Here is a 12,490-nt window from a genome sequence, read left to right on the forward strand (position 1 = left end):
ATACGACCGGCAACACTTGTTTATAAATGAGTAAACCATCAATTGGGCTAGCGAAAATAGGAGCTGCACAACTGAAGCCGTGCAGCTCGAATAGGGAGTCACGAAACGTTGTTTATGACCATTTTTTCGCTCATAATATGAACCGATTTTATCTTAGACCAAAATTTTGGGCTAAAGCATGGTCTTGATCCGCAACCGCTTCTGCTGTTTTAGTCAATTGCATTTCAATTTCCTTCATTAAATGCGCAAAATTCAGTACTTTCGGCTTAAGATCAATGAATTGTTCATCAAATCGTTCAAATGCACGGCCCTCCCACTCTGAGCGTAATTCTACTTGTAAGTTAGATAGGTCTCTAAGGATTTGTTCAATTTGATCTGAACTATTTCCATACCGCTTTGCTTTTGCCTGTAGTTGTTCAGGCGTCATACGAATTTGTCCTGACATTACACTTCATCTCCCTTTTTATTCACTTTAGAGGCGAAAATGTACAGTAAAATTTTAGCACCTCTTTCTTTAAGACTAATCAAGCGAATTTTCTATGTCAATCGACTATATGCATTTTTTGGATAATTGATAATAAAGACCCAATTTATACAGAATGTACATTTTTCACATTAAAGAAATGGTAAATATAACCTACACTGATTCGTAGGTCTATTTTCTTAATTCGTTTCCCCAAATCTTTTTATACAATGTCGGATTTCGACTCATGGTGACCAAACAGACAGAGTTGATTCAATCAACAACTGTATGAATCAACTCTATTGAAAAGTTATTCTTCTATTTCCATGAATGAATATGAACGTCATCATCTTTACTCAATTACAACGCTATTGATTAATCGTACAGCCTAGCATATGCGCATCTTTTTACAAAACATACGCTTTTACCAAAAGAAAAATGGCAAAACAGCAAGTGTTGCAATGGCGCCTAATGCAACACCGTAGCCAAATCCATATCCGTAGTACCCGATCCCAAAGCCGCCGAGACCACCTCCTCTTTCTAATGGTCTAATATATACACGATTTGGACTTACTCGTTCAATGATGCCCCGGTGGACTCTTCCACAATGTGTTCGTATTTCAACTGCCTTACCCATATGACGCTGACATACAGAGTAATAATGTGCCCCTGACATACAACTTCACCCCCAATGTATAAGTCAGATACAACATTATATGAAATAGTAATTAGCCTGTAAAAGACAGATTACTCAGGTAAAGAGCGGAAAAAGACGCAAGATGTATCCACTAGCTTATACAAGTCACCAATATAGCCTATTCTTTTGCTGTACCATCGAACATATTAGATAAGTGCTTTTGCCTATATGTTCTAGTTTGAAAAGGAGCAGCACGTCCCTTCACTTGTGTTTAGATTTTTAACATCATTGAAAGCATAAATGGGTGGTCACCCATATCATTTTCGAGTCGTAGGCATATATTATTACTGTAAAAGAACTGGAGGTGTTCAGTATGGGTGAAGCTGTTGCAGGTTACGGCTACGGCAGTGGATTTGCCTTAATTGTCGTATTGTTTATTCTGTTAATTATTGTAGGTGCTTCCTACTTTTGTTAATGATTGATATTAAAGATAGGAGGATATTTTATGGGATATGGTTGTAATTGGGGTTGTGGAGGATACAGTTATGCAGCACCTACTAGTTACGGCTGTGGTGTAGGTGGATTTGCTTTAATTGTTGTCTTGTTCATCCTACTCATTATTGTAGGAGCAGCTTGTTTGTAAGCTCCTCATCATATGAAAAGCAGGTCGAGCTTAAGCGACCTGCTTTTTATCTATATTTCCTGTCAAAACATACGTGACAATTCAAGATTTACTTTATTCTTCTAGTAATTTTTTGGTGTAGCCAATGAAGTCCGTAAAATAGCCATCCACGTCATATTGCTGTACCCGTTTTTGCTCCTGTTTTTGGGTTGCTAAATCTGTAAAATAAACGTGAACCTCTTTTCCCTGTTGGTGAAGCTCATTTACTACTTGTAAACTCACGTCATTTGCTTCTATTCCAATAGCTGGGTAAGCGACTTTTTTTGCCTTTTGGAGATTAAATTCACCTTTTTTAAATAACAACGTTAACGGGATGGATGGAACTAAATCCTGCAGTTTTTCTAAGCTTTCTTCGGAAAATGACTGGAAAGAAACATATTGCTTATCAAGTAAACCATATGCTTTCAGCAGTTCGATTAATGGCTTTTCCATCTCAGTTTTTCCATTGACGAGCCGAGTTTCAATATAATAATGCTCATTCTTTCCAAACGTCTGAAACACTTCTTCTAATGCTGGTATAGCCTCTCGTTTTTCTTCTTGTTGAAAAACTTCAATTGTCTCGAATTCCATCAATTCTTCAAAGGTGTAATCCGATACTTGCCCACTTCCATTCGTTGTTCGATCTATGGACGCATCATGCATTACAATAAGCTCATCGTCTTCTGTCATCCGTAAATCTAATTCTAACGCATCCACTTCATCACGAGCTGCAATTTCATAAGCAGTTACCGTGCTTTCATTAAAACGATCATTGGCACCACGATGAGCATAGATTTCCGCCTTATCTACTAGCTTTGGTTCTATATTTATTTCCGCACTAGCGTATAATGATAGCCCGGCAAGTAATAAAAAAACCAGCATTATCCCCCCCATTTTTTTAAACAAATGATTTACGTTCACTTCGATAAAACACAGCCTTTTCTGGAAAGTCAGTCATTATAGCAGACACTCGGAGATCAAGCAATTGCTTAATGTCATTCGTATCGTTTACCGTCCATGCGCGGAGACTCGGAAGAAGAGCCTTCCAATTTGTTACGTTATTTAAAATAGCATTTTTTGAAATGTGAATCGCTTCCAGTTGAAAACAATCCATGTACTCATGTGGATGCGATAACTTTCCTTTTGATAAAAGAGCGATATCAGCATTTGGATCCATTCTTTTCATACGAAGCAATGTTGGTAAATGAAACGAGGAATAAATCACTTTGCGGTTATTTCCATATGCCTGTACAATTTGGTGAACTGCTTCTTCAATTCCTGTATATGTAAATTTCGTTGTCTTTAGTTCAATGTTTAATTCGATTGAATATGGTTTTAGTAAAACTAAAACCTCTTGTAATGTAGGAACTTGCTCCAAACGCCATTGATCTACAAATTGATCATAATGAGAAAACCTTACCCCCGCACTGTACCTCCTTATTTCAGCTAAGGTCATATCCTTAATGAAACCTGTGCCATCGGTCGTTCGGTCCAAAAATTCATCATGGATAACCACAATTTCTCGATCCTTTGTCATATGAACATCTAATTCAATCCCGTCAACTCCTTGGCGGATCGCTTGCATAAAGCCAACTAATGTATTTTCTGGATACGTTCCCATACACCCTCTGTGTCCATAAACTTTCGTATTCATAAAAGTCCTCCTCTATAAAGTTTAAACTTTTCGAGTACAATAAACATGAATTAGGGCAATATTTCTCTAGGGAGAGAAGAGAATGAAGCACGATAAAGCCTCCATTCCCTTTGTGATGAATTATTCTCCTCTAGCCTTATTTGCCTGCTCAATTGCGGCATTCACTTGCTCTACTGCAGTCGAAAATGCTTCATCGACATTGCCGCCATTATAGACTGTTTCTAATGCTGTTTCGATAATTTTTCGCTCTTCAGGTATCATATCCATTAATGCACCTTGTGTTGCAATCGATGGCTTTGTTGCCTGCAATTGTTCAACCGTTACTTGTAATTGCGGCATCTCTTTATAAGCATCTTTTACCACTTGTTCTTCATATGCAGCAGGATTTATTGCAAAATACCCTGTTCCCACATGCCATTCTGCTTGTATCTCGGGCTTTTGTACATACTTCAAGAAATCCCAAGCTGCTTTTTGCTCTGCTTCTGGTTTTCCTTTAGACATCCATAAACTTGCCCCGCCAATGACGACACCGTGACGTTCCTCTTTTTCTGGATATGGTATAAAAGCAACACCTACTTCAAATGGTGCATTATCAATCACATCTCGAGCACTTGCAGAGGATTGCATAAACATAGCAACATCACCACTTAAAAAGCCAGTAACCATATTATCGGAATTAGTACCATAGTTCGCAAACGTACCATCATCCATCATGCGCTTTACCCATTCAAAGGTCGACTTACCTTGTTCGTTATCAAACGCAACCTCTGTTGCTGTATCGCCTCTTCCATTATCATTATTTAGTAATAAACCACCCTGGTTCGCAAGCAATTCTTCAAATAACCATCCATATGCTTGAAGTGCAAAACCTTTCATTTCAGGGTTTGATTCCATAATCGCCTTACCAGCTGCCTCCACTTCTTCATACGTTTCTGGTGGTGATTCTGGATCTAAACCAGCTTTTTTAAACGCGTCCTTATTATAGTACATCACAGGAGTTGAAGAATTAAATGGCATGGAATAAAATTTTCCATCTACCTTATAGTAGTTTGTAATATTTGCTTCCAAATTACTCATGTCATAACCTTCTTCATCAATGAATTTTTGGATCGGTTCAATGTTTCCACTATTAATGACAGACATTGTTCCAATTTCATTCACTTGTACAATTGTCGGTGCATCGTCTGTTCCACCTACACTGTGATACTTCGATAATGTTTCTTCATATGTTCCTTGAAATTCAGCATTTACTTGAACGTCATCCTGTGACTCATTATACTTTTTTACAATTTCATCTAATGCTACTTGAGCTTGACCACCCATGGCATGCCAGAATGTCACTTCCGTTTTTCCTTTCGTTTCTCCATCCCCTTTGGCATTGGCAGTACCTTCTCCCTCACTTTCTTCGGAAGAATTACAAGCAGAAAGCAACATAATGAACGCGACCAAAATGAATATAAATAATCGTTTCAACTTTCCACACTCCTTCTATGAATGTTCGCTACTAGATCGTAGCCATTTTGATATTTACAAACGTTCGTAAAAAGTAAGGACTATCGTGACTTAGCATCACTGAATAATTAATAGATTCATTAAACTGGTAGGAAAACTTGGAATAACACACAAGAAGTTTATTTAATTGCACCTTCCGTCAATCCTTTTTGTAATTTCTTTTGTCCTAAGAATAAAAGAATTAATGTTGGTAAAACGACAATCAGTCCTCCAGCCATAATCACGCCCCATTCATTTAATTGCTCTTGTGACTGGAGTTGCTTGAGCCCAATTTGCACTGTACGGACGGTATCATCCGTAGTAGCTAGTAATGGCCAAAGGTACATGTTCCAAGACGTTAAAAAGCCATAAATCCCTAAAGTAACTAAGCTCGTTTTAGCAATGGGAAGGACAACCGTTAAATAAAATTTAAAATCCCCCATCCCCGTAATTTCACTCGCTTCCTTTAATTCTTTCGGAATTTGTTTAAAATGTTGCCTTAATAGAAACGTACCAAACGCTACTGCAAAAAAAGGCAGTGACAATCCTGTGTACGTATTTAATAGATCAAGTCCTCGTATCGTTTGAAAATTCGGGATGATGGAGGCTTCAAATGGAATCATCATCGTTGCAATAAAAATAAAAAATAATGTGTCTCTGCCTTTAAATTCCAAAAATACAAACGCATAAGCCGCTAAGCTCGATAACAGTAGTTGACCTATCATAATGATGAGCGATACAAAAAAACTGTTCATTAAATAACCAAATAACGGAAATCGCTCAAACGCTTTAATATAGTTATCCAAAGTCCACGTTTCCGGTATAATTCTTCCTGTTAAAATATCTTGACTGGACATAAAGCTCATCAGAAATGCAATAATCGCAGGTGAAAAAAGTAATAAAGCAGACACCGTAAGAAGAAGGTAAAAAAGCAATTTTTTACTTATAGCCATCGTCACTGATAGTGCACCTTCCTCTCTCCTAGCTTAAACTGTAGTAACGTCATCAAAAGAATGATAAAAAACAAGATGACCGCTTGGGCGCTCGCAGTACCATATTGATAATTTTCAAACGCCTCTTGATAAATGGAATATACGATTAAATTAGTTTCATTTTGCGGTCCGCCACGAGTTAACATGTCTATTTGACCAAATGTTTGAAACGCATTAATGAACGAAACAGTAATGACAAAAAATAACGTTGGTGACAACATTGGTACAGTAATTCGTCGCAATTTATAAAAATAGCTAGCTCCATCAATCTCCGCACTTTCATATAGGTGAGAGTCTATCGATTGCAATCCACCAAGCAAAATAAGAAAGGTAAAACCCAAATTCATCCAGATCGTTGAAATGGATACAGATAAGAGCGCCCATTCCGGATCTGTCAGCCAACCAATTGCTTCGAACCCTAATGCTTCCAAAAATTGATTCAGCCAGCCCATCGTCGGGTGAAATAAAAACATCCAGAATACGGAAGCTGCTGCTACGGAAATCCCCATCGTAGAGGAAAAAATCATCCGAAAGAAGCCGATGCCTTTTAATTTCTCGTTTGCAATAACTGCTAAAAACAAGCTAATGATAATCGTACCTGGGACAGTGTAAAGCACAAACAGAAATGTAGATTGTAAACTTTTTAGAAAAATTGGTGATGTAAAGATATTTTTAAAATTATCCAATCCAACGAAAACCGTTGTTGCTCCACTGTTATCGGTAAGGAAAAAGCTTAAATATAGTGTTCTCGCCATTGGATAGAATAAAAATATGCTAAACAATAAAATTGAAGGTAATAGAAAAAGCATTCCTTTTATAAATAGAACTCGTTTTTGTTTTTTCTTCACTTTCATAAAATCGATTTGTTTGTATTGTTCCGGAATCATGACAGCTTCTTTCATACAACTACAACCTCTGTTTCTTTTGTTGGAGAGGTTGCTTTTAATAAACGGCCTGAATCTGTATCAAAAAAACAGAGTTTGTCTTTTGATATATGTACCGGAACCATTTCGCCAACTTTTATCGACCATTGACCGAGCCATTTTGCCGTCCATAATTCTGTTCCGATTTCAAAGGTTGCTAACGTTTCATTACCAAGCTGTTCGACATTTATGACTTCCAGCTCATGTGTGGCTTCCTTATCAGTCGCTGGTAGTATATGTTCCGCTCGAATACCAATAGTAAGATTAGCAGTCTGTACAATTTTAGTAGCCGGTGTAATAGAGCCCATATCAATTTCAAGGAAATCTTCTACCTTTAACATTTGATTTGCGAACACCGCTTTGCCAAGATTCATTTTAGGTGAGCCGATAAATGAAGCAACAAATAGATTTGCAGGTTCATTGTACAACGTAATCGGATCTCCAACTTGCTGAATTTTCCCGTCATTTAATACCATGATCCGATCACCCATGGTCATAGCCTCCACCTGGTCATGCGTCACATAAATCATCGTTAAACCAAGTTTTTTTTGTAATCTGCGTACCTCTATGCGCATATGCGCACGAAGCTTTGCGTCCAAATTAGAAAGTGGCTCATCCATTAAACAAAGAGGCGCGTCGCTAACCACTGATCTTGCTAAAGCTACTCGTTGCCTTTGTCCTCCAGAAAGTTCTCTCGGTTTTCGTTTTAATAAATCAGTCAATCCCATCATTGCAGTCGCTTTTTTTAATCGTTCCTGTTGCTCCTGCTTATTTACTTTTTTTGCGCGTAAGCCAAATAAAATATTCTGCTCCACAGTTAGATGGGGATACAATGCATAATTTTGGAAAACCATGGATAAATTACGATCCTTTGGACGCAGGTGGTTCACCACTTGATCTGCTATTTTTAACGTGCCTCCTGTAATTTCTTCCAAACCAGCAATCATACGTAACAATGTACTTTTCCCTGAACCTGATGGGCCAACTAAGACAAAAAACTCACCTTTTTCAATAGATAGGTTTATACCATTGAGAACATTTGCCTGCTTATCATAGGACTTGGAAATGTCCCATAATTCCACTTTACTCATTCTTTCCCCTCCCTCTTCACGTTCATTTAAACATAGTTTTATATCTTTGTGCGTGTTTTTTACATAATATTTACCGGATTTTAATTATTCTTACATTAGCTTAATATTCCATTTCATATGCTTACATTGATATTTTGCTCGTTCTATTAAAAAGACTCCATTGCATAGAATATAGGGAAGAAACAAAGAAAGGCTGACCTTAAATGCGACGAATATTATTTACTGGACTATCCGCTATGACAATCATACTTTTCTTAATCACATTTTTAACATTACCTAAGTTTCAGCATCATTTTTTTCAACTGCCCTTGGTCGATGAGATTACTGAATCCGCTATTTTTTCCGATGCACTCTTTACCGCAATGACTACAGAAATTCCGTTACTGGAAACAACGCTTGAATCAAATGATATAGAGAAACCTGATTGGCCAAAGTTACTATTGGAAGCTGCCTCTGGCGTTTCACCTAGAAATTTTACGAGTTTATTAGATTTAGCACTTCCGGGAAGAAATCCGGCAGTTCAGTTGCCAATAGTTGCCAACGAATCTGGAGAAGAAACGATGCCAATTGAATCGCCACCACCAGATTTTGAAGAATTATTAAAGGAAGAACCGGAAGAAGAAAAGCAACCGGATAGTAAAAATAGAACTAATCAGCAAGAAGCAGAAATATATGTCTATCATAGTCATAGCTGGGAAGCTTTTTTGCCATTATTAGGAGAAGATAAACAGAAACCTTCACAAGCTTCCAGCACGGATAACACAAAAAATATTATTGTAGTAGGTTCGTTGTTAACAGAACAACTAGAAAAGCAAGGAATCCCTACATTCCATGATAGAACAAATGTCACTGCCGCCTTGCACGAAAGAGGCTGGGATTACTATGACTCGTATCGGTTATCACGAAGTATGGTGGAAGAAGCAATGGCAAGCAATGATAGGATGCAATATTTCATTGATATTCACCGCGACGCCCAGCGCAAGGATATTACTACCGTTACTATTAATGACAATGCTTATGCAAAGCTTTATTTTGTTGTTGGCGCAGAACACGAAAATTATAAAGAAAATCTAGCTTTTGTAGAAAAACTAAATGCGAAGCTAGAAGCAAAGTATCCAGGAATAAGCAGGGGGATCTTTTTAAAGGATCGATCTGATGGAAACGGTGTTTATAATCAAGACCTATCTAAAAAATCCATTTTAATTGAAGTTGGTGGTGTGGACAACAACAAAGAGGAGCTTTCCAACACCTCTAAGGCTTTAGGAGAAGTAATTGGTGAATATTATCATAACGCGGAAGAGGTAACTTCTGAAAATTAAGCTGTACGGTCCCGAAAAACTTTCTCTCATTAAAGTAAAACTTCATTCAGTAGGAGTTTTCTTCCATCTCCTACTGAATGTTAGTACCACCAGGGTATGACCTAAATGTCCTTGAACGAATCGAGCATTTAGGTACCGTTTTCTCCCACTTAGACCTTGTATCAACTCAAGATCTTGAAGTCGGAGTCTTACGGTACCTTACATGCGGGGTAAACAGTTCCAATTTCTACCTGTTTAACTAATGGGAGGCTTTTTGGAGATGGAATGGATAATAATTAAAGGAATTAACCGAATTGACTAGCGTTGCATAAATATAGTTTGATTATTCTGTTAATATATCTCTGTCAATTTTGACAAAGAATCAAAACCTAAGTAAAAGGTGTTCTGTCCATTTGGTAAATTTATACAATTCATACTTTTAGTTATAACTTCCCAACCACAGTGTGTATATTTACGGACTGGCTCTATTGTCGAATCTGCGTATCCAAAGATAAGCAGGCTTCCAGATTGTTGCTTTTAACCAGCGACTAATAACTTGTAATATTACAAGATTATCTAACTCCTAAAGAGAATGCGAGCAGCACATTATTTACGAAATAAATTAATTAATTATGACATAATTTGAAACTTTTCATACATTTCGTTCGTATTGTAAGTAAATGATTTCCATAATGATAAAAAAGGGGGGATCCATATGACTCTTTTTGGGTTGCCAATCGAGACACTTTACTTATACATGCTAATCATAGCAGCAGCCCTTACCATCATTTATATGCTTTTTGGCGATGTATTAGAGGGAATTGGTGAGGTATTGCCAATAGCCAACCCTATTCTTATTCTAGCATTTATCACCTTCTTTTCTGCTACAGGCTATTTACTAGAAACCTTAACTTCAATTTCCAGCCTGCTCATTATTTTAACTGCTATTTTTATTGCCCTTATTCTTGATACGCTGTTAAATGTATTTATATTAATCCCTTTGGCTTCTGCCGAAGAATCGCTTGGTTATACCGAAGATTCTTTAATTGGTCGTGTTGGGAAAATCATCATTCCCATCCCAGCTGACGGTTATGGAGAAGTCGTCATTGAGAGCAAAAGCGGGAGAATTTCCAAACCTGTAACTGCCTATGATAACCAACCGATACCCGAGGGAGCAGAAGTGCTGATTTTAGACATAAAGGAAGGTGTCCTATATGTCGAGCCTTATGATAAGAATAAATTAGATGTAGACGAACTTAGCTAACTATTACAGGTTGCTTGTATGGGAAACACAGCCATTTTTTATAGTATTATAGAAATCATTTATACAGATATACCAGCATACCTAAGTCGCATTGTTTGACTTAGATAGGTTTATCACTTCGGTTTTACATTTTATATTTATATAAATCAACTATACAAGGAGGAATTATATGTTTGAAGGATTTTGGATTATTATTGGGATTGTCATATTTTTATTAGTAGCACTTATTGGTATTTTTGTTTCCAAATACCGCACTGCTGGACCTGATGAAGCACTAATTGTAACTGGAAGCTATCTTGGCGGTAAAAATGTCCATGTCGATGAATCTGGCAATAAGATTAAAATTATTCGTGGCGGTGGAGCATTCGTATTACCTGTTTTTCAACAGGCAGAGCCACTTAGTCTATTATCTAGTAAATTAGAAGTAACAACACCTGAAGTGTATACAGAACAAGGTGTTCCCGTTATGGCTGATGGAACAGCTATTATAAAAATTGGCGGTTCCATCAGTGAAATCGCTACAGCTGCTGAACAATTCCTTGGGAAAACAAAGGAAGATCGCGAAGTAGAGGCAAAAGAAGTACTCGAAGGACATCTTCGTTCTATTTTAGGCTCTATGACAGTAGAAGAAATTTACAAAAACCGGGATAAATTCTCTCAGGAAGTACAGCGTGTTGCCTCGCAAGATTTAGCTAAAATGGGACTTATTATTGTTTCATTTACCATTAAAGATGTTAAAGATAAAAACGGATACTTAGAATCACTCGGTAAGCCAAGAATCGCCCAAGTAAAACGAGATGCAGATATTGCTACTGCGGAGGCAGATAAAGAAACTAGAATTAAACAAGCAGAGGCTGCCAAGGATGCTAAAAAAGCCGAATTAGAGCGCGCCACTGAAATAGCTGAAGCAGAAAAAGTTAATCAATTAAAAACGGCAGATTATCGCCGGGAGCAAGATATTGCAAAAGCTCGTGCCGACCAAGCTTATGATTTGGAAACAGCAAGAGCAAGACAGGACGTAACAGAACAAGAAATGCAAATTAAAATTATTGAACGTCAAAAGCAAATTGAATTAGAAGAAAAAGAAATTTTACGACGTGAAAGACAATATGATTCTGAAGTTAAAAAGAAAGCAGATGCAGATCGTTATGCTGTAGAGCAAGCAGCTTCAGCAGATAAAATGAAGCAAATGGCAGAAGCGGAGGCAAATCAATACCGCATTGAGGCAGAAGCTAAAGCAGAAGCGGAACGAGTGCGTGTGGATGGTCTTGCTAAAGCGGACTCACAACGAGCACAAGGGGAATCTGAAGCAGAGGTCATCAGGCTTACTGGTTTAGCAGAAGCAGAAGCAAAACGAGAAATTGCGCAAGCATTTGAGCAATACGGTCAAGCAGCGATTTTAGATATGATTATTAAAATGCTTCCAGAATATGCAAAAGAAGTAGCTAGCCCACTATCCAATATTGATAAGATTACCGTCGTGGATACAGGTGGTAATGGTACCGATGGTGGGGCCAACAAAGTTTCCGGTTACGCTACGAACTTAATGGCAAGTTTACAGGAAACGCTCAAAGCTTCATCAGGAATTGATGTCAAGGAATTATTGGAAAATATAAGCGGAAAACATCAATCCACTCCTGATTATGATTTAAATCGCCCACGCTATCAAAAGGAAGAAATCGATAAGGAATTAGCTGAGGTAGAAAAACAATAAGCTATATGTTGAATAGAGAGACATTTGTTTCAATGTCTCTCTTCTATTTGCTTCCTGTTTTCAGCAATTATCTATCATATAAATCCTTTTTATCTAATACTTATATACTTAGCTGTATAGGTTCTCTATAGTACGATATATACGAGCTCAATGAGTATAATATATGATGGTCACTTCTAAAGCGTGCTCTCGTGAGGATAAAACTGTAATTTTACGTTTAGCCCATTATCTGCATTAATAAGCAAGATAAATAAAAAGCAATCCACCTTGCCCGACAAATTAGGACGTAGATTACTTTTTAA

Annotated in this window: 13 protein-coding genes; 5 read left to right on the forward strand and 8 right to left on the reverse strand. The window is 37.5% G+C overall.

The window, feature by feature from the left end:
• Positions 1 to 148 precede the first annotated feature (148 nt).
• On the reverse strand, positions 149 to 445 hold the full coding sequence (locus KBP50_RS11000) for a WXG100 family type VII secretion target (RefSeq protein ID WP_050352518.1): 297 nt from the start codon (positions 443 to 445) through the stop codon (positions 149 to 151).
• 442 nt (positions 446 to 887) lie between these two features.
• Entirely contained in the window at positions 888 to 1,139 is a 252-nt protein-coding gene (locus KBP50_RS11005; RefSeq protein ID WP_050352517.1) for a hypothetical protein, read from the reverse strand.
• 334 nt (positions 1,140 to 1,473) lie between these two features.
• On the opposite strand from KBP50_RS11005, the gene KBP50_RS11010 reads away from it, so the two are divergent.
• Entirely contained in the window at positions 1,474 to 1,575 is a 102-nt protein-coding gene (locus KBP50_RS11010) for a YjcZ family sporulation protein (protein WP_072742174.1), read from the forward strand.
• A 30-nt stretch (positions 1,576 to 1,605) separates the two neighbouring features.
• Positions 1,606 to 1,743, forward strand: coding sequence for a YjcZ family sporulation protein (locus KBP50_RS11015; RefSeq protein WP_072742173.1), 138 nt, complete (start codon positions 1,606 to 1,608; stop codon positions 1,741 to 1,743).
• Between the two features lie 93 nt (positions 1,744 to 1,836).
• Here KBP50_RS11015 and KBP50_RS11020 read toward each other — a convergent pair whose 3' ends face one another.
• The 6 genes from KBP50_RS11020 to KBP50_RS11045 all read right to left on the reverse strand — a co-directional run bounded on the left by KBP50_RS11020 (position 1,837) and on the right by KBP50_RS11045 (position 7,912).
• Positions 1,837 to 2,643, reverse strand: coding sequence for a glycerophosphodiester phosphodiesterase (locus KBP50_RS11020; protein ID WP_050352516.1), 807 nt, complete (start codon positions 2,641 to 2,643; stop codon positions 1,837 to 1,839).
• Positions 2,644 to 2,659: 16 nt separating this feature from the next.
• Positions 2,660 to 3,415 (reverse strand): glycerophosphodiester phosphodiesterase, encoded by a 756-nt coding sequence (locus tag KBP50_RS11025; protein WP_050352515.1) that lies wholly within the window; start codon positions 3,413 to 3,415, stop codon positions 2,660 to 2,662.
• Positions 3,416 to 3,535: 120 nt separating this feature from the next.
• On the reverse strand, positions 3,536 to 4,849 hold the full coding sequence (locus KBP50_RS11030) for an ABC transporter substrate-binding protein (protein ID WP_050353519.1): 1,314 nt from the start codon (positions 4,847 to 4,849) through the stop codon (positions 3,536 to 3,538).
• A 197-nt stretch (positions 4,850 to 5,046) separates the two neighbouring features.
• Complete coding sequence (locus tag KBP50_RS11035) at positions 5,047 to 5,859, reverse strand: carbohydrate ABC transporter permease (protein WP_050352514.1); 813 nt, start codon at positions 5,857 to 5,859, stop codon at positions 5,047 to 5,049.
• Positions 5,860 to 5,861: 2 nt separating this feature from the next.
• Entirely contained in the window at positions 5,862 to 6,800 is a 939-nt protein-coding gene (locus KBP50_RS11040) for a carbohydrate ABC transporter permease (protein WP_050352513.1), read from the reverse strand.
• Complete coding sequence (locus KBP50_RS11045) at positions 6,797 to 7,912, reverse strand: ABC transporter ATP-binding protein (RefSeq protein WP_050352512.1); 1,116 nt, start codon at positions 7,910 to 7,912, stop codon at positions 6,797 to 6,799. Before KBP50_RS11045 ends, KBP50_RS11040 begins: the two co-directional genes overlap by 4 nt.
• Before the next feature lie 203 nt (positions 7,913 to 8,115).
• Between KBP50_RS11045 and spoIIP the strand changes: the two genes are divergently transcribed.
• From spoIIP to KBP50_RS11060, 3 genes are all read left to right on the forward strand, one after another.
• Positions 8,116 to 9,231 carry a stage II sporulation protein P gene (spoIIP, locus tag KBP50_RS11050; RefSeq protein WP_050352511.1) on the forward strand — a complete coding sequence of 372 codons (1,116 nt, stop codon included), beginning with the start codon at positions 8,116 to 8,118 and terminating at the stop codon, positions 9,229 to 9,231.
• A 694-nt stretch (positions 9,232 to 9,925) separates the two neighbouring features.
• The gene (locus tag KBP50_RS11055) at positions 9,926 to 10,474 is read left to right on the forward strand and encodes an NfeD family protein (RefSeq protein WP_050352510.1); all 549 of its coding nucleotides are present in this window, start codon (positions 9,926 to 9,928) and stop codon (positions 10,472 to 10,474) included.
• A gap of 169 nt (positions 10,475 to 10,643) precedes the next feature.
• On the forward strand, positions 10,644 to 12,188 hold the full coding sequence (locus tag KBP50_RS11060; protein WP_050352509.1) for a flotillin lipid rafts scaffold protein FloT: 1,545 nt from the start codon (positions 10,644 to 10,646) through the stop codon (positions 12,186 to 12,188).
• Positions 12,189 to 12,490 lie beyond the last annotated feature (302 nt).

Origin of the sequence: Virgibacillus pantothenticus (genome assembly GCF_018075365.1) — a bacterium.
GTDB classification, from domain to species: Bacteria; Bacillota; Bacilli; order Bacillales; family Amphibacillaceae; genus Virgibacillus; species Virgibacillus pantothenticus.

What these genes read in the sequence shown, in the direction of transcription:
- KBP50_RS11020 (WP_050352516.1), bottom strand. Translation starts at nt 2,643, where the DNA reads ATGCTGGTTTTTTTATTACTTGCCGGGCTATCATTATACGCTAGTGCG.
- spoIIP (WP_050352511.1), top strand. Translation starts at nt 8,116, where the DNA reads ATGCGACGAATATTATTTACTGGACTATCCGCTATGACAATCATACTT.
- KBP50_RS11025 (WP_050352515.1), bottom strand. Translation starts at nt 3,415, where the DNA reads ATGAATACGAAAGTTTATGGACACAGAGGGTGTATGGGAACGTATCCA.
- KBP50_RS11045 (WP_050352512.1), bottom strand. Translation starts at nt 7,912, where the DNA reads ATGAGTAAAGTGGAATTATGGGACATTTCCAAGTCCTATGATAAGCAG.
- KBP50_RS11035 (WP_050352514.1), bottom strand. Translation starts at nt 5,859, where the DNA reads ATGGCTATAAGTAAAAAATTGCTTTTTTACCTTCTTCTTACGGTGTCT.
- KBP50_RS11030 (WP_050353519.1), bottom strand. Translation starts at nt 4,849, where the DNA reads ATGTTGCTTTCTGCTTGTAATTCTTCCGAAGAAAGTGAGGGAGAAGGT.
- KBP50_RS11040 (WP_050352513.1), bottom strand. Translation starts at nt 6,800, where the DNA reads ATGAAAGAAGCTGTCATGATTCCGGAACAATACAAACAAATCGATTTT.
- KBP50_RS11055 (WP_050352510.1), top strand. Translation starts at nt 9,926, where the DNA reads ATGACTCTTTTTGGGTTGCCAATCGAGACACTTTACTTATACATGCTA.
- KBP50_RS11010 (WP_072742174.1), top strand. Translation starts at nt 1,474, where the DNA reads ATGGGTGAAGCTGTTGCAGGTTACGGCTACGGCAGTGGATTTGCCTTA.
- KBP50_RS11015 (WP_072742173.1), top strand. Translation starts at nt 1,606, where the DNA reads ATGGGATATGGTTGTAATTGGGGTTGTGGAGGATACAGTTATGCAGCA.
- KBP50_RS11060 (WP_050352509.1), top strand. Translation starts at nt 10,644, where the DNA reads ATGTTTGAAGGATTTTGGATTATTATTGGGATTGTCATATTTTTATTA.
- KBP50_RS11000 (WP_050352518.1), bottom strand. Translation starts at nt 445, where the DNA reads ATGTCAGGACAAATTCGTATGACGCCTGAACAACTACAGGCAAAAGCA.
- KBP50_RS11005 (WP_050352517.1), bottom strand. Translation starts at nt 1,139, where the DNA reads ATGTCAGGGGCACATTATTACTCTGTATGTCAGCGTCATATGGGTAAG.